20 protein-coding genes are annotated in these 21468 nt (G+C 43.7%); 4 read left to right on the top strand and 16 right to left on the bottom strand.

Features of this window, described 5'->3' with window-relative positions; genetic code table 11:
• Positions 1–79 precede the first annotated feature (79 nt).
• The gene (locus tag VHE99_10215) at positions 80–661 is read left to right on the top strand and encodes a nicotinamidase (GenBank protein ID HVV69385.1); all 582 of its coding nucleotides are present in this window, start codon (positions 80–82) and stop codon (positions 659–661) included.
• On the opposite strand, the gene mutL is transcribed toward VHE99_10215, so the two are convergent.
• The 11 genes from mutL to tilS all read right to left on the bottom strand — a co-directional run bounded on the left by mutL (position 662) and on the right by tilS (position 12303).
• Positions 662–2557 carry a DNA mismatch repair endonuclease MutL gene (gene mutL / locus VHE99_10210; protein HVV69384.1) on the bottom strand — a complete coding sequence of 632 codons (1896 nt, stop codon included), beginning with the start codon at positions 2555–2557 and terminating at the stop codon, positions 662–664. It lies immediately after the preceding gene.
• A gap of 24 nt (positions 2558–2581) precedes the next feature.
• Positions 2582–3439: a peptidoglycan DD-metalloendopeptidase family protein gene (locus VHE99_10205; GenBank protein HVV69383.1), complete on the bottom strand. Its 858-nt coding sequence runs from the start codon at positions 3437–3439 to the stop codon at positions 2582–2584.
• A gap of 35 nt (positions 3440–3474) precedes the next feature.
• Positions 3475–4062: a YqaA family protein gene (locus VHE99_10200; GenBank protein HVV69382.1), complete on the bottom strand. Its 588-nt coding sequence runs from the start codon at positions 4060–4062 to the stop codon at positions 3475–3477.
• A gap of 61 nt (positions 4063–4123) precedes the next feature.
• Complete coding sequence (gene surE, locus VHE99_10195) at positions 4124–4885, bottom strand: 5'/3'-nucleotidase SurE (protein ID HVV69381.1); 762 nt, start codon at positions 4883–4885, stop codon at positions 4124–4126.
• A gap of 14 nt (positions 4886–4899) precedes the next feature.
• The gene (gene ispF, locus VHE99_10190) at positions 4900–5376 is read right to left on the bottom strand and encodes a 2-C-methyl-D-erythritol 2,4-cyclodiphosphate synthase (GenBank protein ID HVV69380.1); all 477 of its coding nucleotides are present in this window, start codon (positions 5374–5376) and stop codon (positions 4900–4902) included.
• The gene (gene ispD / locus VHE99_10185) at positions 5367–6080 is read right to left on the bottom strand and encodes a 2-C-methyl-D-erythritol 4-phosphate cytidylyltransferase (protein ID HVV69379.1); all 714 of its coding nucleotides are present in this window, start codon (positions 6078–6080) and stop codon (positions 5367–5369) included. Before ispD ends, ispF begins: the two co-directional genes overlap by 10 nt.
• Positions 6081–6407: 327 nt before the next feature.
• Complete coding sequence (gene ftsB, locus VHE99_10180; protein HVV69378.1) at positions 6408–6686, bottom strand: cell division protein FtsB; 279 nt, start codon at positions 6684–6686, stop codon at positions 6408–6410.
• A gap of 14 nt (positions 6687–6700) precedes the next feature.
• Positions 6701–7981, bottom strand: coding sequence for a phosphopyruvate hydratase (eno, locus tag VHE99_10175; GenBank protein HVV69377.1), 1281 nt, complete (start codon positions 7979–7981; stop codon positions 6701–6703).
• A gap of 185 nt (positions 7982–8166) precedes the next feature.
• Positions 8167–9006 (bottom strand): 3-deoxy-8-phosphooctulonate synthase, encoded by an 840-nt coding sequence (gene kdsA, locus VHE99_10170; GenBank protein HVV69376.1) that lies wholly within the window; start codon positions 9004–9006, stop codon positions 8167–8169.
• Entirely contained in the window at positions 9003–10670 is a 1668-nt protein-coding gene (locus VHE99_10165; protein ID HVV69375.1) for a CTP synthase, read from the bottom strand. The genes kdsA and VHE99_10165 overlap by 4 nt, the downstream gene beginning before the upstream one ends.
• Positions 10671–10974: 304 nt before the next feature.
• Positions 10975–12303 (bottom strand): tRNA lysidine(34) synthetase TilS, encoded by a 1329-nt coding sequence (gene tilS, locus VHE99_10160; GenBank protein ID HVV69374.1) that lies wholly within the window; start codon positions 12301–12303, stop codon positions 10975–10977.
• Between the two features lie 155 nt (positions 12304–12458).
• On the opposite strand from tilS, the gene VHE99_10155 reads away from it, so the two are divergent.
• Complete coding sequence (locus tag VHE99_10155; GenBank protein ID HVV69373.1) at positions 12459–13592, top strand: alpha/beta fold hydrolase; 1134 nt, start codon at positions 12459–12461, stop codon at positions 13590–13592.
• On the opposite strand, the gene VHE99_10150 is transcribed toward VHE99_10155, so the two are convergent.
• From VHE99_10150 to ccsA, 4 genes are all read right to left on the bottom strand, one after another.
• Positions 13589–13879, bottom strand: coding sequence for a PIN domain-containing protein (locus VHE99_10150; protein ID HVV69372.1), 291 nt, complete (start codon positions 13877–13879; stop codon positions 13589–13591). The two genes, VHE99_10155 and VHE99_10150, sit on opposite strands and share 4 nt — an antisense overlap.
• Before the next feature lie 411 nt (positions 13880–14290).
• The gene (locus tag VHE99_10145; GenBank protein ID HVV69371.1) at positions 14291–14845 is read right to left on the bottom strand and encodes a GspH/FimT family pseudopilin; all 555 of its coding nucleotides are present in this window, start codon (positions 14843–14845) and stop codon (positions 14291–14293) included.
• 74 nt (positions 14846–14919) lie between these two features.
• Positions 14920–16167 (bottom strand): HlyC/CorC family transporter, encoded by a 1248-nt coding sequence (locus tag VHE99_10140; protein HVV69370.1) that lies wholly within the window; start codon positions 16165–16167, stop codon positions 14920–14922.
• A 34-nt stretch (positions 16168–16201) separates the two neighbouring features.
• Positions 16202–16969: a cytochrome c biogenesis protein CcsA gene (gene ccsA, locus VHE99_10135; GenBank protein HVV69369.1), complete on the bottom strand. Its 768-nt coding sequence runs from the start codon at positions 16967–16969 to the stop codon at positions 16202–16204.
• Positions 16970–17075: 106 nt separating this feature from the next.
• Here ccsA and ffh point away from each other — a divergent pair, with 106 nt between their 5' ends.
• Complete coding sequence (gene ffh / locus VHE99_10130) at positions 17076–18449, top strand: signal recognition particle protein (GenBank protein ID HVV69368.1); 1374 nt, start codon at positions 17076–17078, stop codon at positions 18447–18449.
• 120 nt (positions 18450–18569) lie between these two features.
• Positions 18570–19973 (top strand): nicotinate phosphoribosyltransferase, encoded by a 1404-nt coding sequence (locus VHE99_10125; protein HVV69367.1) that lies wholly within the window; start codon positions 18570–18572, stop codon positions 19971–19973.
• A gap of 149 nt (positions 19974–20122) precedes the next feature.
• Here the strand turns inward: VHE99_10125 and VHE99_10120 are convergent, their stop codons facing one another.
• Positions 20123–21466 carry an adenylosuccinate synthase gene (locus VHE99_10120; protein ID HVV69366.1) on the bottom strand — a complete coding sequence of 448 codons (1344 nt, stop codon included), beginning with the start codon at positions 21464–21466 and terminating at the stop codon, positions 20123–20125.
• Positions 21467–21468 lie beyond the last annotated feature (2 nt).

Genomic DNA, 21468 nt, shown 5'->3' with positions numbered 1-21468 from the left:
TTTGTGGAAATACCTATACTGTGACCGAAGGGAATTCCCTTGAAGAATTTCGTACTTAAACAACTCAGGTAAGAAAAACATGCTACAACCAGGAGATGCCCTATTAATCGTCGATCCCCAAAACGATTTTATGCCAGGCGGTGCTTTAGCTGTGCCCGAAGGCGATCGCATCATTCCCATCGTCAATGCCTGGATTGTCAGTGCTCAGCAATTATCTATTCCTATCATCATCTCTCGTGACTGGCATCCACCACACCATATCAGCTTTAAAGAACGCGGCGGACCTTGGCCGGAACATTGCGTGCAAAATACCTTTGGCGCTGCATTCCACAAAGATATTGTGATTCCTGAAAATGCTATCATCATCAATAAAGCATTTCTGATCGATAAAGATGCTTATTCAGCTTTTGAAGGCATCACCACTGACACACAAACCCCACTCCCTGAAAAACTCCATACCTTAGGCATTAAACGCATCTGGATAGCAGGTCTGGCACTGGATTACTGTGTCTATCATAGCGCGATCAGCGCCCACAATTTAGGCTTTGAATTTCATGTTATTTTGCCGGCCTGCCGCGCCATCGCTAAGGATAGTGCGCAAAAAGCGCTTGCAGATATGCAACAGCTTGGGGTAATGATTGAGTACGGGGCTCCGTCTTAATTATCTGCCCCGCAAAAACAATTTATCTAACTCTTGCATAGAAAATTGCCGGAAAGTAGGACGCCCATGGTTACACTGACCTGCATGGTCAGTTTTCTCCATATCACGCAGTAAAGCATTCATTTCCGCTATGCTTAAACGACGATGCGCCTGAGCAGAACCGCGACAGGCCAGAGTGGCCAGTGTTTCTTGTAAGGTTTCTTGAATTCGGTTGATACCTTGTTGTGCCATAAGATCTGCTAAAGTATCACGCACCAGCTGTACTAGGTTAACATTTTTTAAAAGCACTGGCGCTTCCCGGATCACACAAGTGGCTGCACCAAGACGTTCAATAGTAAAGCCCAATTGCTGAAACAACTCCTGGTATTCCTGCGCGTATTCAGCCTCCCTTTCACTTAGATTCAGGGTTAAGGGTAACAACAAAGTCTGAGATTTAATATTTCCCCTGGCATGTTCCGTCTTGAGTTGTTCATAAAGAATACGCTCATGGGCTGCGTGCATATCGACAATCACCAAACCTTTAGCATTTTCTGCAAGAATATAAATACCTTGTAATTGAGCCAGTGCATAACCTAATGGCGGTGGGCTCTGCGAGGAATCTGCTGCAATCGTTGCGCTGGTTATGGCCTGAGATACGACAGTAGCTGCTGTAGAACTGTTGCGATGTTCGGGCAGTCGTGATTGCGGATTAGCGTATAAAGCATCATACAAAGGTAACTGTTCTCGCACCTGTAATGGTAAAGGACGTTGTTGCCAACTCTCATGGGTAGATTGCTCTGAATTTAAATGGGGTTTGAGTTGTGGCGCAGCTATAGCAGCTGGAACCTCTGTAACAGGGAGTGGCGGGGGTGCTGAGGGCATAGCAACACTGGCTGTTGTAGATAAAGCACCCGGACGAAGATGCGCCAACACTTGATGGAGGCTCTTGAATAAAAAATCATGCACTAAACGACTTTCACGAAACCGGACTTCATGCTTAGTAGGATGCACATTGACATCCACCTCCACCGGATCCAGATTTAAAAACAACACATACGCCGGATGGCGATCACCATATAACACATCTTGATAAGCTTGACGCACTGCGTGTGAAATCAGTTTATCACGCACCATGCGTCCATTGACGTAAAAATATTGTGAATCCGGCTGGCTACGTGAAAAAACCGGTTGGGTGATCCAACCGCTGAGTTTTAAACCCGCTGCTTCAGTTTCTATGGCTAAAGCATGTTCCATAAAAGCTTCACCGCAAATTTTTGCGACCCGCTGTTCCTTTTCAAGCTGAGTGACCGCAGGCGGCACGTCCAATATAAGCCGTTGATTATGCTTCAGTACAATACCGGCCTGAAAACAGCCTAAAGCAATACGTTTTACCACTTCTTCAATATGGGAAAATTCGGTTTTTTCTGTGCGTAGAAACTTGCGTCGCGCGGGTGTATTAAAAAATAAATCGCGGATTTCTACAGTGGTACCTTGAGCATGGGCTACGGGCTGCATATCGGGCTTCCCTGTGCCTTCTGCATAAATCTGCCAGCCTGTTTCCGCGTCTTTAAAATGCGAACTTAATGTCAGTCGGGAGACGGCAGCGATACTCGCCAAAGCTTCCCCGCGAAACCCTAAACTATTGACCTGTTCTAATTCGTCTAGATTATGGATTTTACTGGTGGCATGACGGCTTAACGCTAACAACAAATCATCTTTATGAATACCCACACCATCATCACGTACGCGCATTAATTGCGCTCCCCCGCGTTCAATAAACAGCTGAATTTGACGTGCACCTGCGTCTAAACTGTTTTCAAGCAATTCCTTAATGACCGAGGCTGGACGTTCTATGACTTCACCAGCAGCGATCTGGTTAGCCAACAATGGGTCTAGGCTGTGAATTCTATTGCTCATTATCTGAATGCTTTCCCTTTGACACTATCTCAAATAACCTTTGGGATCGACTGGCTTACCATCACGCCGGATTTCAAAATGCAGTAACGTCTGACCTGCATCATTTTTACCCATATAGGCGATACACTGCCCTGCTTTGACACTGTCACCTTCTTTCACTGCTAAGGTTTTATTAAACGCATAAGCACTAAGATCATTTTCATTGTGCTTGATGATGATCAAATTTCCATAACCTGGCATGCCTGAACCTGCATACACGACTTTACCCGATGCTGCTGCCATTATTGGTTGATTCAATTTGCCTGCAATATCCAACCCGTGATTACCGCCAGAAGCCGTAGAATAACCGTGTACGACCCGTCCTTTAGTAGGCCATAGCCATTTTTCAGTGGTAGAACGTGTTGCGGTAACTGCTGTAGTTGTAGGTTTGACTACTGCAGGAGGGGGAGAGGTTTTTATGGCCTGTTGTGCTGCAATCGATGCAGATTGCGATGCAATTATGCCAGTCTGCTTTGAATTTGCAGCCGAGGAATTAACAGCAACTGTAGGCGTTACAGCAACTGGTGGCGCAGCAGCTACTTCAGTAGTCTTTGACTGTTGCGGGGGAACAGGCGCTGCTTCTGGCGGATACATATGCAACATCTGACCCGCATGGAGAGCATAGGGTTCTGATAATTGGTTATAGCGGGCTAAATCATGGTAATCCAGGCCAAAAGCCCAAGCGATAGAATAGAGAGAATCATTAGGCTGTACTCGATAATCACCCCCCGCCCGATTGCTTTGTTTCCAACCATCAACAACTGGCGCTTGATTATTAGTGCTAGTGCAAGCCAACTGTAAAGCAAATATAGCTAGTAAAATTATCCAAAGTAAATTTTTCATTCCTGTACCCAAAGCTCTTTTTCAAAAGGGGATGATTATGCACTTAAAACACGGTAAGCCCCATACCCAATAATGACCAGCACTACAAGAATCCAACCTATTAAATCAATGCTACGCTTTAATACACGATCAATATGCTTGCCACCATAACGCATTAAAAAAGCAACCGCATAAAACCGTAAACCACGTCCAAATGCCGAACCTATAATAAACGGCAAAAGTGACAGATGCAAAGCACCGCCGGCAATGGTAAATAATTTAAATGGGATGGGTGCAAAACCCGCAACAAACATCACCCATCCACCCCAGTGCCCAAACCAAATCTGCACTTTTTGATAGGCCAGCCCGTAACCAAAATGCATCAACAGCGGCTGAGCCCAATGGAAGAAAAACATGCCGATGATATAACCAAATAAAGCACCAATGACGGAAGTCACCGTACATACAGTGGCATACCAAATAGCGCGTTCCGGCCGAGCCAGACACATGGGAGCCAACATCACATCGGGCGGGATTGGAAAAAAAGAAGATTCTATAAAACTGACCGCCCCTAAATAATAAGGAGCATGACGGTGTTGAGCCCAGAACAACATGTACGCATATAATTTTGAGAATAGCCGCATATTATTTTTTCTTTGATTTGTACCACTTGAGTATCTCTGGCAGAACTATCGTGCTTCCAGATCAAAAACCCGCAATCCATTGTACCAATGGATCAAATGCTTGGTAATGTGTTAAATCTACCAACAGCGGTGTAATAGATACTTTCTTAGTATGGATTGCATAGAAATCCGTACCATGTCCAGCATCCTGCTCAAGTCCGGCAGGACCTACCCAGTATACCGTATGGCCGCGAGGATCTAATTGGGCTATAGTACGTTCCGCTTGATGACGAGTGCCTAAACGTGTTATTTCAAACCCATTGAGTTCTTCCAGTGGTAAATTAGGCACATTCACATTAAGGATAGTATTGGCAGGCAATGGGTGTTGTATCAAACGCTGTACTAGACGTTGGGCGACGACACCTGCGGTATCATAATGATAGGCAATTGGACTGCTACCCCCTGGAATGACTAAAGACACCGCAATGGCAGGCAATCCCAGAAAACGACCCTCCATTGCAGCCGCTACCGTACCGGAATATATCACGTCATCTCCGAGGTTCCCGCCCTCATTAATCCCAGATACCACCATACTGGGAGGCTTTTCCAATAAACCGGTAATCGCTAAATGTACACAATCTGTGGGCGTACCTTCTACACTGATAGACCCATTTTCCAAGGTTTTTATTCGTATTGGCCTATCCAGAGTCAGTGAATTGCTGGCACCGCTGCGGTTACGGTCTGGCGCAACCACTTTGATGGTAGCTAATTCTTGTAATGCATTAGCTAACACACGTATCCCTTCAGCGTATACGCCATCATCATTGCTGATTAATATTTGCATTTTTGGATCTTTACTCAAACTTTATCTCCTAACAATACCACTGCATGCACTGCTATGGCCTCCCCTTGGCCAATCGGTCCTAATTTTTCCATAGTAGTCGCTTTGATATTAATACAGCCTCTATCCAACCCTGTGTCTTTGGCTAAATTATCACACATCGCCTCTATGTGCGGCGCCATTTTGGGTTTTTCTGCAACAATGGTGGCATCAATATTTTGGATACTAAAACCTTTTTCCTGCAATAACTCTACCACTTTACACAACAAAGTACGACTATCTATGCCCTTATACCGAGGATCTGTATCAGGAAAATGCGAACCTATATCTTTTAAGGCAGCCGCTCCAAGTAGAGCGTCACATACAGCATGTAGCAAGACATCACCATCAGAATGTGCCTTCATGCCTTGTGGGAAGGGAATATGCACGCCACCTATTATTAGGGGTTTACCCATTTCAAATCGATGTATATCAAAACCATGACCTATACGCATTCTTTCGCTTCCAGATATCGTTCTAACCATAATAAATCATCAGGGTGAGTGACTTTAATATTATCAATAGATCCTGGTATCACTAATGGCTGCTTCCCTAACAGTTCAATCGCAGCGGCTTCATCAGTTATCGTTTGTCCTTTATGAATAGCTTGCGCTAAAGCAGCGGTTAATTCCCCTAAACGAAACATTTGCGGGGTCTGCGCCTGCCAGATACCAGTACGATCCATCGTCCGAATGACTCTACCTTCTTCATCAGTTAATTTTAAAGTATCACGCACTGCTAAGGCTAATAATCCACCTGTTGCATGATGTTCAACGCCTGAAATTAAGCGGTCAATATCCATTAACCTTACACAAGGCCGAACCGCATCATGCACCAATACCCAATCATCCGGTTGGGCAATAGGCGCTAACGCTAATAAGCCCGCATGAACCGAATGGCAGCGTTCCATGCCACCGCGGACAGTAAGCACGCGATTTTCAGCTATTTTGTCTTTAATTAATGGCCAATAGGTATCATGTGTAGCAACGACCACCGCTACTTTGTTTATTCGCGGGTGAGATAATAAACATTGCAGGCTGTGTTGCAGTATGGATTTACCTTGAACGATCAAGTATTGCTTTGGTATTTCATACCCCATGCGCCTACCAATGCCCGCGGCGGGTAATACTCCCCAGATATTGGCTGGATGTTGATTCAATGGTGATTACCTCTTTCGCTAAATTGTCAACCTGAGCCACCCACCCCACAAAAAGCGTGGAGAATTAAAAAAGACACTGTCTCGCGCAGGCCATATCGTTATTAAAAAATTCAAAAAACTTATGTCATTCCCGCGAAGGCGGGAACCCATTCTTAACAGGCACTCAAACTTTTTAAAGAACCATTGAACTTCATTTTGATAAAATTAATGAATTTTTCTGCCTGTCATGGATGGGTTCCCGCCTTCGCGGGAATGACAATATCATTTTGCTCACTCAAATGGTGTCTTTAGGAGCGTCAGTGAAGAATGACGGTGAAGGAAAAAACCCTAATTCACAATCTGATAAAACACTTCACCCGGTTTAACCAACCCCAAATCATCACGCGCCCGCTCTTCAATGGCTTCATCTCCTTGTTTTAAATCTTTAACCTCTGCCGCCATATGTGAATTTCTGTCCTGCATTTGCGCGTTTTCCTGATTATTCTTAGCAATTTCATGCTTTAGCTTCCAATACTGAGCAATTCCATCTGGCGAAAACCACAGCTTGTATTGCAACAAGGCGAGCAAAGCCAATAACAGAACTAAAACAAGGGCAGTTGGTTTCATATCAATCCATCCATTTACAAATGCGCAAAGGCTTTGCGTCCTAAAAACTGTGCCTTATCTCCCAATTCATGTTCAATATATAATAAGCGATTATATTTAGCTATCCGGTCTGAACGACAAAGTGAACCTGTCTTAATCTGTCCGGCACTCGTCGCTACCGCTAAATCAGCGATAGTTGTATCTTCGGTTTCACCGGAACGGTGTGAAATCACCGCTTTATAATCGCTGCTTTTAGCCATAGCAATGGCTGCCAATGTTTCTGTTAAAGTGCCAATCTGATTGAGTTTAATCAATATGGCATTGGCAATAGATTCTTTGATACCCCGAGCAAAAATTGCAGGATTGGTCACGAAAATATCATCGCCCACCAATTGTACTTTCTTGCCTAATTCTGAAGTTAGCAATGCCCAACCTGACCAGTCTGACTCACTCATTCCATCTTCAATGCTGATGATGGGATATTGTCTAACCCAGTTTTCGAGATAACGCACCATCTCTTCAGAAGACAGGCTGCGCTTTTCTGAAACCAATTGATAAGCGCCTTCTTGATAAAATTCAGAACTCGCCACATCCAAACCTAAATAAATATCTTTACCTGCCTGATAACCCGCTTTGTCAATTGCTTCTAAAATAACCTCTATGGCTGCTTCATTGGATGGCAAATCTGGCGCAAAACCCCCTTCATCGCCCACCGCCGTATTTAAACCACGTTGGCGTAATACGGCTTTGAGTGTATGAAACACTTCTGCCCCATAACGTAAAGCTTCAGAAAAACTAGGAGCTCCAGCTGGGATAATCATAAACTCTTGCATGTCCACATTATTATCTGCGTGTGCACCGCCGTTAATAATGTTCATCTGCGGTACTGGGAGCAAAGGTGTATCTTCTTGTGATAAATAACGGTATAGGGGAATATCCAGTTCATTGGCAGCCGCTCTAGCCACTGCCAGAGAAACAGCTAAAATAGCATTGGCGCCTAAACGCCCTTTATTTTCCGTGCCATCCAGGGAAATCATTATTTGATCGATCTGTTGCTGCTCGCGTACATCCTGACCCAGTAAGGCTTTTTGTATTTCTCCATTAATATTCGCTACTGGTTTTAATACGCCCTTGCCGCCATAACGGCTTTTATCTTGATCGCGCAACTCCAATGCTTCACGTGAACCGGTAGAAGCACCTGAGGGTGCAGCAGCATAGCCTGATTTTCCACTGGATAGTTTGACTTCAGCGGCTACTGTTGGGTTACCCCGAGAATCTAATATTTCAAAACCTTTGATTGCTGTTATTTTGCTCATGTTTTTTCCAGTTTTAGTTATAGATATTTCACCCCCTTTGAAAAAGGTGGTCGCAGACGCCGAAGGTGGCTGCGGGGGGATTTAAGAAGTTTAAAATACTAACCAAACATAAATAGATATCCAAAACTCTTTAAATCCCCCCTATACCCCCCCTTTTTCAAAGGGGGGGTGAGAATGAATGATGCTCAGGAAAGTACTTGCAATTCCAGCTGTTGCTGCTGCTTAACCAATGCATCAATGGCTTTTAATGTTTGCAACAACTCCGCCATTTTAAAGAGCGGCCAAGAATTAGGACCATCACTCAAAGCTTTATCAGGATCAGGGTGAGTTTCCATAAATATGCCAGATATGCCTACTGCAATTGCAGCACGCGCCAACGCTGGAATAAATTCACGTTGGCCACCTGAGCGCTCGCCTTGCCCACCGGGTAATTGTACTGAATGTGTTACGTCCATCACCACAGGTGCACCGGTTGCCCGCATAATGACCAAAGAACGCATATCCGTCACTAAATTATTATATCCAAAAGATACGCCACGTTCGCAGACCATAATTTGCTGATTACCCGTTGCTTTGGCTTTATCTACTACATGCTGCATATCCCAAGGCGCAAGAAACTGTCCCTTTTTTATATTAACCGGCTTACCACAAGCCGCAACGTTTTGTATAAAGTTGGTCTGACGACACAGGAAAGCTGGGGTCTGCAACACATCAACGACAGAGGCAACTTCATGCAAAGGTGTGTCTTCATGCACATCGGTCAGCACAGGAACCTGCACTGTTTGTTTCACTTTTTCTAATATAGCTAAACCCTTTTCCATACCGAGCCCGCGAAAGCTCTTCGCAGAAGAGCGATTGGCTTTGTCAAATGAGGATTTATAAATAAATGGAATACCTAGAGCTGCGGTGATTTTTTTTAGTTCCCATGCCGTATCTAGCGCTAGCTGTTCGCTTTCAATAACACAAGGACCGGCAATAAGAAAAAATGGCTGGTCTATACCGACTTTAATATGATTGATGTTCAATGGCTTGTCTCATGGTTAATAATTTCACTATTCCTTTTCTCAATCTGGCTCACCTTCAACGCAGCTTCTATAAACCCTGAAAACAGTGGATGGCCATTGCGAGGAGTTGAAGTAAATTCAGGATGGAACTGACAACCTACAAACCAAGGATGATCGGGTAGTTCAATCATTTCTACCAATTGACCATCTGCTGAAAACCCAGACACTTTGAGCCCAGCAGTTTTTAATTGCGCAAGAAAAGTATTATTCACCTCATAACGATGACGGTGGCGCTCGATAATTTCATCATGATTATAACATTGATGTGCCAAAGAACTGGGAACTAAATGACAAGTCTGGCCCCCTAATCGCATCGTACCGCCCAACTCAGTATCATGATGACGTTTTTCCACTTTGCCTTCTTTAGTAGTCCATTCAGTGACCAGCGCAACCACTGGGAAAGGCGTAGCTGGATCAAACTCCGTACTATTAGCCCCCTGCATATTCGCAACATGACGTGCAAACTCAATGATAGCCGTCTGCATACCTAAGCAAATCCCTAAGTAAGGAATCCCTTGCTGCCTGGCATACTGCGCAGCTGCGATTTTCCCTTCAATACCGCGCACCCCAAATCCGCCCGGCACTAAAATAGCATCCACGCCATGCAACAATTTAGAGCCCTGACGCTCAAGCTCAACCGCATCGACATATTGCACTTCGACCCGTGCGCGCGCATGCAAGCCCGCATGTACTAAAGCTTCTGACAACGACTTATAAGAATCCGTCAAATTGGTATATTTTCCAACCAAAGCCACCTTAACAATTGCCCGAGGATTTTGGTAATTATTGACCACCTGCTCCCAATCACTCAAGTCAGGTACCTCGGTCTTAAGATTGAGTTTTTCTACAACCAAATTATCCAAACCCTGCTGTGCTAACAAAACTGGGATTTCATAAATAGGGTTAACATCAGGCAAGGAAAATACCCCCCTGGCTTCCACATTAGTGAAAAGTGCAATTTTGGCGCGCGCCTCTGCTGAGAGTGCTTTTTCAGAGCGGCATACCAGAATGTCGGGTTGAATACCAATAGAACGTAACTCTTTGACAGAATGCTGTGTAGGTTTGGTTTTGGTTTCCCCAGTCGTAGGGATATAAGGCACCAGTGTTAAATGCAGAAACAAGGTCTCTGCAGCACCCAGTTCAATGCGCATTTGACGGATAGCTTCTAGAAAAGGTAACCCCTCAATATCGCCCACTGTACCGCCAATTTCAACTAAAGCAATATCTACGCCTTCAGCGCCTTCTTTAATTTTGTGTTTGATTTCATCAGTGATGTGGGGAATTACCTGAACGGTAGCCCCAAGATAATCGCCGCGGCGCTCCTTGCGAATTACATCAGCATAGACCCGGCCGGTGGTAAAATTGTTGCGCCGCGACATGGTGGTGTGCACAAAGCGCTCATAATGTCCCAAATCTAAATCCGTCTCTGCCCCATCTTCGGTGACAAATACTTCACCATGTTGAAATGGGCTCATCGTGCCCGGATCAACGTTAATGTAAGGATCTAATTTTATCAAAGTGACTTTGAGACCACGCGCTTCGAGGATAGCCCCTAAAGAGGCGGAAGTAATGCCCTTCCCTAATGAAGAAACTACTCCCCCTGTAATAAAAACATAGCGCGTCATAAAGTGAATCCCGGTAATGATGAAAATTGCAACTACTCCCCCTTTGAAAAATGGAGATACAGCAGTTACGAAACTTTGGTGTTCTTGGTAGGAATCATGGGGAAAGAACCAAGATTTAACGTAACTATTCAGCACATTGTTTGAAGTAGCAAAAAACGGTCAGATTTTTCCAAGGTCTGCCCTAAAAATTTAGGAAAAAGCGCAGCATACACAGAGTATGCGAGCATTTTTCCTAAATTTTTAGGGGTGAGATTGGGAAAATATGGCCGTTTCAATCCTGTGGTGAATAGTTACGATTTAACAATCATACCCCGGGATTAAATTCTACCAGCATGACCAATCCGCGTCTATGGCCACTTGCGGCATACTTTTTAGCCACTGCATGATTAGGCACTACGGCCAAATCCTCATCAAAGTAAATCAAGGGCAAGCGGTCACGCTGCCAGGGTGGGATGCGCCATTCTTGAAATAATTTCTTCAAGGGATGTGAACCACTACGACCCAAGGGATGAAATCGCTCTCCCCCCTGCCGGAAACGCACTGTTACTTCCGCCCCCGCTAAAATTTCCACCCCTTCCTCACCAGGTTTTGCGGTTAATATTCCCAAACCCGGTATCACTAACGGTTGTGTCATATCCCAAGAGAAAACTATTTTCGCATCATGAGCGGGCAGTGCTGGCATTGCATATAAACTATCATTAAAACGTCTTATCTCAACTCCAGACCAAGTCATTTTCGGGGTTCTATGTTCTTTAGAATACAAAAAATCCTGTTGCAATTGTGCGAGCCGACTGGCATTGGGGACTGGAAGCTGCAAGCTCTTGAGCCAAAAACGCAGTACATTTTTCTGTCGAGCCGGAGATAACTTCACCAAAGCAGCAACAGAAAGTGTATGCGGAAGCTCTCCGCCGGCCTGCGATAAATCCACTGCAGCCAACTCTTCCACTAACTCGACAGCCTCAGCACAATGCTTTGCTACCCGTGATAGCACTTTTTTGACTTGCGGCCAGCGTGTTGCCAGCGGTGGTAGTACTTGGTGGCGTAGATAATTGCGATCCAGGGTAAGCAGCAGGTTAGATTCATCTTCCACCCAGGTTAACTGATGCTGGATCGCATAATGCTGGAGCGCCTTGCGGCTGATGTGTAATAACGGCCGGATTAAACTACCTGTAGCAAATGGCTTAGCTAATGGCATGGCCGCTAACCCTCTGACACCTGAACCCCGCAGTAATTGCAACAACAAAGTTTCCGCCTGATCGTCCTCGGTATGCGCCAACAATAGATACTCTCCAACGCGCATTTCACTCGCTAATGCCTCATAACGCAGATTTCTCGCCGCTTCTTCCAGACTCCAATTGGCTAAATGCTGCCTGACATCAACAGATTTGACTAGAAAAGTTATATTGAGCGCCTGACATACTTGGCGACAATGCTCTGCCCAATCTTGCGCTTTAGGACTAAGACCATGATTGATATGTATAGCACGCATTTCCAACTGCGGATGCAACCTACGCAAGCTAGCTATGCTATGCAACAATACATGTGAATCCAGACCACCACTATAGGCAACTAGTACCTGAGTGGGGCGACAGAAATCTAAATGCTGTTTTAAAATTTCAGGGTTAAATGGCATGGTTTCTCTTCAGCTGCCATCCTGAGCAGCATTGGCTGTCATGATCCAGGATGACAGCAGGGGCAAATTTAGGTTAAAGTAAGTCATCAATCTGAACATATAATAGACATAAATCATTTTTGCAAATATAAATTTTCATACGCTAATAATATCCAATGAACATCGACCCACGACTATTACACCCCACAAATTTAAACAGCCAATTCCATAATAATTCCATAACGTTCGCTGATTATATACAGCAAACACAAGGCATGCTCAAAAATGCCAGAATTGATATCACGCCAACCAATCAAGATAATATCCTAACTGCAAACAGTCCTTATAATTGGATTCCATCCCCTCACAAACCTAAACGAGGAATTTTACTGATACACGGATTATACGACTCACCTTTCTCAATGATGGATCTGGGCAAACATCTTTTAAGCCAAGGATTTATTGTTCGCAGCATATTATTACCTGGACACGGAACCGTTCCAGGTGATTTATTGAATATAAAACGTAATGAATGGATCAAAGTTGTGGATTATGGCTTTGCGAGTTTACAACAAGAAGTAGAACAAATTTTTATTGGCGGCTTCTCATTAGGCGGCACCTTGGCTTTACACAAAGCCATCAGACATCCTGAAGTTCGCGGATTAATACTGTTCGCACCGGCAATAAAACTTTGGCGCTGCCGACTTGCTTATCTAGGCCAATCACTTAAATTAATTAACTGGTTATTCCCCAACTTAAAATGGTATCGAAGAAATTCGCAAAAAAGTTATACTAAATATGAATCTTTTTGTTTTAATGCGGCTTTCCAGGGTTGCAAACTAGCCAGAGAAACCCACGCATTATTGCAAAAAAAACCCTTAAAGATGCCTTTGTTTATCACACAAAGCACTACTGATGAAACCGTCATAGCTGATGGCGTTCTTGATCTTTTCAAACAACTACCTAATCCACAGAGCCGTTTATTGCTTTACACCCCGCAACCGATTGTTGTAACTGACCCGCGCATCAAACAAAGAACCAGTTACTTTCCAGAAAAAAATATTCTGGATTTTTCTCATACTTGCATGCCTTTTGCTCCAGACAATTATTATTATGGCGCACAGGGTGTTTATCAGGATTTTGCACACTATCAGCATAATATTCCGATAGATAAAAAAATCTATAACGGCAGCATCAGTAAAAAAAATTTATCCCTGCATACCATGCAACGGTTAAGTTATAATCCTGATTTTGATAATATGCTGGAAGAGATTGACGAATTTTTAAATTGCATTCTTGGAGTTTTCTAGTTGTAGTGAGTTTGATAAGGAATGTATACAAAATGATGTTTCTTAGATGAGAAATCCTTAGTATTTCGCGTTACCAAAGTAAGATCATAATATGTACAAATAGCAGCCTGCAAAGCATCAGGCAATCGCCATTTATATTTATTGCGCAGTTCCGCAGCTAAATCAGCTATTTCTAAAGTAATCGGCACCGCTTCAAAAAAATCCAAAAATCGTTTTACGTTAATACTATCCTCATGAATGACACCTACTAGCACTTCAGCACGAGTAATCACAGACAATAAGCTAATCTCATAATTTTTCTCAATAAATTCAGCAGCATCGGGAATATTATTTAAATGATCAATTATAATGACAGAATAGAATCCAATAAAAATTTAGTCATTTTATTTCCATTCATCTCTTATTTTTTTCTGAAAATCCAGACCATCTCCCGATTTCCAAATCCCTGCAGTTTTATGCAAAAGATTTTTAAAAGATGCGGGCTTAGTCTGTCGTTGCTGTGCTTCTTTACGATATTGTCTGACAGCTAAACGAATAACTGCAGTTATTGTGGTATGATTTTTTTTGCCTGCTTAATAATCCATTCTTTATCTGATTCAGATAAGCTAATAACTGTTCGTATCATAATCTATACACCCTCTGTATTTGATATATCATTAACAAAATAATATCACTATTTAAATTATACAACCAAATTTCTAACCTTGTGGACAATACTTAGCATAATCCTGAACCTCAATCGGTGAAACATACAGGCGTCCCGTGTTTAATAAAACAATGGCCTGTGAATACGTTGCATTAGAATGACCCGCACAATAATAAAATGTACCGCGCTGACCATTGGTAAAACCCGTAGGCAACCACTCAACTTTTTCATCTTTACCTGCGCTGCTGTTCCAAATTAATGTATCTTGCACGGGTAATGCTGGAAAACGCCGCAGCACATTGCCTTTTTCATCCAAAATAAGTTGTCCATCACTCCAATTACCACCACAAGTTTTACCATCCACGCTTTTACAAAAAATAATCTTCTGACCTCGATGAACTGCTTCACTACGCGCCAAATATAAACCACCGACAATTCTATTGGCTCCAGCAATGGCGCGATGCTGACCCAAAAAATCACGACCCGCCGGTACTACAAATATTAACAAACTCATCAGAACTACCAAGATCATCAGCATTTCTATCAATGTGAAAGCACGTAAATTTGGTAATAAATAGCCTTTTTTATTCGCGGTATTCGCCGTCATTATCAACTCTCCTTAAAATCCAGTCATTATTCACACCTTTGAAAAAGGAGCGAAATCCTAAATTCCCACACACTTTATTTCGGATAAATCTTCACTAATTTAACTGTATTCTCTTCAGTTTGGAGCACTTCCATCCGATATCCATGAATACTTAAACAGACACCAGAGTCAGGAATAATCTCAAGACTTTCCACAATAAGACCACTTAAAGTTTTTGGACCAGTGATTGGCAATACCCAATGCATTTCACGATTCAAACTGCGGATACTCATCCCACCATCGACAAGAAAACTCCCATCACGTAGTTGCTTGATGTGCTTTTGCGACCCCGGTAAATTGGTCGTAAACTCACCCACAATCTCCTCTAAAATGTCATCTAAGGTCAATAAACCCTGAATATCACCATATTCATCTACAACCAAACCCATGCGGCGCTTTTGCAATTTAAAATTGACCAACTGTACATTCAGCAATGTACCTTCAGGAATAAAATAAACCTCCTCCAGGATCGACAACAGCTTTTCTTCATCTAATTGACCCAAGGCTGCCAAATTTAATGCCTTGCGTAAATGCAAAATGCCCTGCACATTATTGATGTCCTCTCGGAATACTGGCAAACGGGTGTGCTGGCTGGTGGAAAGCTGCTGCAAAATAGCTGACCATGGGTCATTCAGATTGATCCCTACAATATCATTGCGCTGCACTTTGATATCATCCACCGTAATAGCACTTAAGTCTAAAACACCCAACATCATGTGCTTAGAACCCATCGCTAATTGACCGGCGGACTCAAATACCAAGGTACGTATTTCTTCACCCGTCAAATCATCGGTGGTTTTTTTCCTAATATTCACTTTGAACAGCTTTAAAAAATTATTGGAAATACTACTGGCTACCCATACCACTGGATAAGTCAGTTTCAACAACAACCGCAATATAAATGATGCTGGAAATGCGAAACGCTCAGGTTGTAAAGCTGCCAAGGTTTTTGGCGTGATTTCAGCAAAAATAAGCACCAGCAATGCAACGATTATCGTGGCAGGAACCACCGCGACCTTCCCAAACAATGTGATAGCAATCACTGTAGCGACTGCAGACACCAACATATTCGCAAAAGTATTACCAATCAGTATCACCCCCAGCAACCGATCAGGACGCTCAAGCAACTGGCTAACTCGCTTAGCCGCTTTATGATTTTTCCGTAATAAATGGCGTAACCGGTAGCGATTGATCGCCATCATGGCTGTCTCTGAACCTGAAAAAAAACCCGAAATCAGTATCAGAGCAATTAATGCTATAATCAATAAATGGATATGACTCAATGCCCCTTTTCCCTATATTAGAATACTTTTTCTTTTAGCTACTAAAGTAAACCACCGTCAATAAAATAAACCCGCTAAACGTGTAATACACAATTTTACGCCCACGCCAACCAAAAAAATAACGCCCCACCAGCAGAACTGCGAAAATAACCCAGATAATCAGCACCAAGATCGTTTTTTGGAGCAAGGGTAGTTTAAACAAATCATTAAAAAAATACATACTCGTAATTAATACTAGCGTCAATAGAAAAAATCCTAACCCTATCATTTGAAACAACAATCGCTCCATCGTTTCCAAAGGAGGCAATTTTTCAATAAAATTCCCCACATAATTACGCCGCAATAAACCCTCTTGAATGCGTAACAATACAGTCTGAAACGCAGCTACACCCAATACACTAAATGCGACCGCTGCAGTCAAAATGTGAATTAATTGTTTGGGATTTTGTGCTGTGTGCAATACATAATACCCAGGAAAAACGGCCGCTAACAACACCGAAAGCGCCGCCAAAGGGAAAGTAAATACGCATAAATTCTGTAAAGGATGCCGCACCGTCCCCAAGAGTACCCAAAGACAGATCAGCCAAATGATGAAGGAAAACATATTAAAAAAAGTGAGATTCTGGCCAATAGCCAAGTCAATCCAGCTATGCAATAGCTCACCATGGGTCAATACAGCCAGAATGCCTGACACCATCACAAGTAAGCCGGTATGCCGGAATCGACCCAGCAAACCCAGATACTGGGTTGTAGCTGAAAAAAGATAGAGCAAGATGCACACAATGGGTAATATAACGTGCATATGACTTTAATCTTCTCCGATAAATAAGTTCAAGGTATAATGACACAACACAGCCATAACAAACGTTCACAATATCACATTATCCCATTATTTTTAACGGAAACCTATGTTCGACTCCCTAACAGAAAAATTAACCCAAAGTTTAAAACGTATCACCGGCCAAGGCCGCCTAACTGAAGACAATATTAAAGAAACCTTGCAGGAAGTACGCTTAGCGCTCCTTGAAGCCGACGTGGCTTTGCCGGTTATCAATGATTTTTTAACGACGGTACGCTCTAAAGCCCTAGGCGCCGAGGTTTTACGCAGCTTAAAACCCGGAGAAGCCTTAGTTAAAATCGTCCATGATGCCATCTTAGAGCTACTGGGTTCAGTTTATGCCGATATCAATCTACAAACCCAGCCGCCAGCCATTATTTTGCTGGCTGGATTACAGGGTTCAGGAAAAACCACCACCACAGCAAAACTCGCAAACTGGTTAAAAACACGTAAAAACAAAAGCGTATTAGTCACCAGCGCCGATATTTACCGCCCCGCTGCGATAGCACAGTTAAAAACCCTGGCTGAACAAATTGGCGTCGAATTCTATCCCAGTGACGCCAGTCAATCACCGGTTGCTATTGCAAAGGGTGCTATACAGCAAGCTAAATCACAATTTATTGATGTGGTGCTAATTGATACCGCCGGTCGCTTGCATATCGATCAAGAAATGATGGCGGAAATCCGCGAAATCCACCAAGCCATCAATCCGATAGAGACTTTATTCGTAGTCGATAGCATGACCGGCCAGGATGCCGCCAACACGGCTAAAGCCTTCAATGATGCGCTACCCCTAACCGGAATTATCCTCACCAAAATTGACGGCGACGCACGTGGCGGCGCTGCACTGTCTATTCGACATATCACTGGCAAACCGATTAAGTTTGTCGGCGTAGGCGAAAAAATTGATGCTTTGGACGCATTTTATCCAGATCGTATGGCCTCACGCATTTTGGGTATGGGTGACATTCTTTCTTTGGTTGAAGAGGTGCAGCGCAAGGTAGACCAGAAACAAGCCAAGAAACTTGCCAAAAAAATCAAAAAAGGCGGTAAAGAATTTGATCTGAATGACTTCCTAATGCAATTGCAACAAATGCGCAATATGGGTGGCTTGTCTTCTATTCTAAGTAAATTTCCAGGCATGGCTATTCCACCTGCCGCCCAAAATATGGTGAGTGATAAATTATTCAAGCAAATGGAAGCAATTATTAATTCCATGACACCCAAAGAAAGACGCCATGTAGAATTAATCGGCGGCTCACGCAAACGCCGCATTGCGGCAGGTTCTGGCACTCAGGTGCAAGACATCAATCGTATGCTAAAACAATTTCTGCAGATGCAAAAAATGATGAAAAAACTCAAAGGTAATAATATGATGCGAATGATGCGGAATCTGAATATGTTAAAGGGCGGAGGTATGCCGCCTACCGGACCAATGATGTAAGTTAAAATTCCTCTTACAGCCCTGGCCTTTTTCCTTCTCCCGTCTGTGACCGAAGGGAATCCCCTTGTGGGATGGGAGAAGGAGAAAAAAAGCTACCTTCTGGAACTTACCCTAACCAATATGCCAACCCCCACCTTCTCCCCCTTATTAACTGACTTTTACCAGCTCGCCATGGCTTTCAGCTATTGGCAACTGAATAAACACCAACAAGAAGCAGTATTCCATTTATTTTTCCGGCGTCACCCGTTTCAAGGAAACTACACGATCTGCTGCGGCCTTGAAAATATCATAGATTTCATCAACCATTGGAAATTTGCTGAAGCTGAACTCAATTACCTACGCACCCTGAAATCCCCTGCCAATACCCCATTATTCACGGAAGAATTTTTAAAATTTCTTGCCGAATTACGTTTCAGCTGCGATATCGATGCTATTCCTGAAGGTACAGTGGTATTCCCTCACGAACCTTTATTGCGCATTAAAGGACCTATTTTGCAGTGTCAGCTGCTAGAAACTGCTTTGATTAACTTCATTAATTTTTCCTCGCTTATTGCCACTAAAGCGACGCGTATCTGCTATGCAGCCAATCCCAATCCGGTTATAGAGTTCGGATTACGGCGCGCCCAAGGTCCTGATGGCGGACTGTTAGCCAGCCGAGCTGCATACATCGGGGGTTGTACAGGTACTTCTAATGTATTAGCCGGCCAGCTTTATCATATTCCCGCCATGGGAACTCAAGCACACAGCTGGATTATGGCCTTCGATGATGAACTGAGTGCTTTTGCGGGTTTTGCTAAGGCTATGCCCACTAACGTGATTTTGCTGGTGGATACTTACAATACCCTGCAAGGTATTCATAACGCCATTAAAATTGGCAAAACCCTGCACGAACAAGGGCATAAACTGCTGGCTATTCGCTTAGACTCAGGTGATCTTGCCGTCTTGAGTCAAGCTGGACGCAAAATGCTCGATGCGGCTGGTTTTCAAGAAACACAGATTTTGGCCAGTGGCGATTTGGACGAATATTCTATAGCTAATTTAAAAGCCAATGGCGCTGCGATTGATCTTTGGGGAGTAGGTACACGCCTGGTGACCGCTTATGACCAACCCGCAATGGACTTTGTTTACAAATTAAGTGCGATAAAAAATGCTGCACAGCAGTGGGACTATAAGCTTAAAATTTCTGATAGCCCAAATAAAACAACTCTACCCGGGATACTTGCCACACGACGTTATTTTCAGGGAGGAAGTTTTCTGGGTGATGTGATTTATGATGTGGAAACGGGTATTGATGATCGCGCTCTGTTTCCTGAAGCAGAGCATCAGGCAGATTTGCTGGTACCGATTTTCCGTGGCGGTAAACAAGTTTACACTAGCCCTGAGATTGCTATGCTGCAAAAGCAATGTATTGAACAGCTTAAGGCGTTTCGCAATAGTGGGTTTGATCAATATGCTGCAAAACTGGAGCCGCGGTTGCTGGATTTGAAGTTAAGACTGTCAACAGGCGCTTCTTACCCCCTTTGAAAAAGGGGGTCGAAGGCTGAAGGCCTGAGGGGGATTTGAAAAGCTGGGAGTACTAACACACCATATTGCGCACCCAAAACTCTTTAAATCCCCCCGTAGGCCTTATGGCCTACGGCCCCCTTTTTCAAAGGGGGTGAAGCAAGCTCTATTTATTCAAAAACACCCCTAGACGAAGAAAAAACCCTACTCTGACGCTTTTGCCCCGCCAACGGATGCTCAAGCACAACGGTGTGCTCCCGATCTGGACCGGTTGAAACAATGGATATAGGCACTCCCACCAACTCTTCAATACGCTTAAGATAATTTTGCGCGTTTCTGGGCAAATCATTCCAAGTCGTGATGCCAAATGTCGTCTGCTGCCAACCTTCGATATCTTCATAAACCGGTTCACATTGCGAAAATACCTCCGTATCCGCGGTAGGCACTGATAATAACTGCCCTTGATAGCGATACCCAACACACAAACGCAGCACCGCAAACGGATCAAGCACATCTAATTTAGTGATGCACAAACTAGATAAACTATTCAGCTGCACTGACCGGCGCATCAAAGCCACATCAAACCAACCACAACGTCTAGGCCGACCGGTTACGGCACCAAACTCCTGACCGCGCTCTGCTAATTGTTGGCCTACCTGATCTTTAAGCTCAGAAGGAAATGGACCACCGCCGACACGCGTGGTATAAGCCTTCGCAATACCCAATACATAATCAAAATCTAAGGGACCCAAACCACTGCCCGTCGCCGCTGCGCCGGCTGTGGTATTAGAAGAAGTGACAAAAGGATAAGTGCCATGATCGATATCAAGATAAGTGCCTTGCGCACCCTCAAATAACAGCGGGCCACCCTGCGCACGAATGGATTCTAACATCAAAGATACATCGCTAATCATCGGTTTTAAAATTTCAGCATAAGCTAACAACTCATCCAATACCTTATCAAACGAAATAGCAGACAAGCCAAAATAATTGACTAACATAAAATTGTGGTAGTCAGTGATTTCCTGCAACTTTATGCGTAAAAGTTCTGGATTTAACAAATCCATCACGCGCAAACTACGGCGCGCAATTTTATCTTCATACGCGGGACCAATGCCGCGACCTGTCGTACCAATGGCTGCTTGACCTTTGGCTTTTTCACGCGCTTGATCCAACGCCACATGATGTGGAAGTAACAAACAGCAAGACTGACTGATATTGAGACGCTGAGATACCGGAATGTTTTTCTCTTCCAGTTCCTTTATTTCTTTAATCAACGCTTCTGGCGATATGACCACCCCATTACCAATAAAACAACGTACCCCCTCACGCAGAATACCTGAAGGCAAAAGTCGCAAAACCGTTTTTTCCCCATTGATAACCAAAGTATGCCCAGCATTGTGACCGCCTTGAAAACGCACCACACCTGCAGCATGGTCTGTGAGTAAATCAACAATCTTTCCCTTGCCTTCATCACCCCATTGCGTGCCCACTACAATTATATTTTTCGCCATGC

The sequence above is a fragment of the Gammaproteobacteria bacterium genome (genome assembly GCA_035546635.1).
Lineage (GTDB): Bacteria > Pseudomonadota > Gammaproteobacteria > JAURND01 > JAURND01 > DASZWJ01.
The sequence above is the reverse complement of the archived record's forward strand: the minus strand, read 5'-3'. Positions and strand labels throughout refer to the sequence as shown.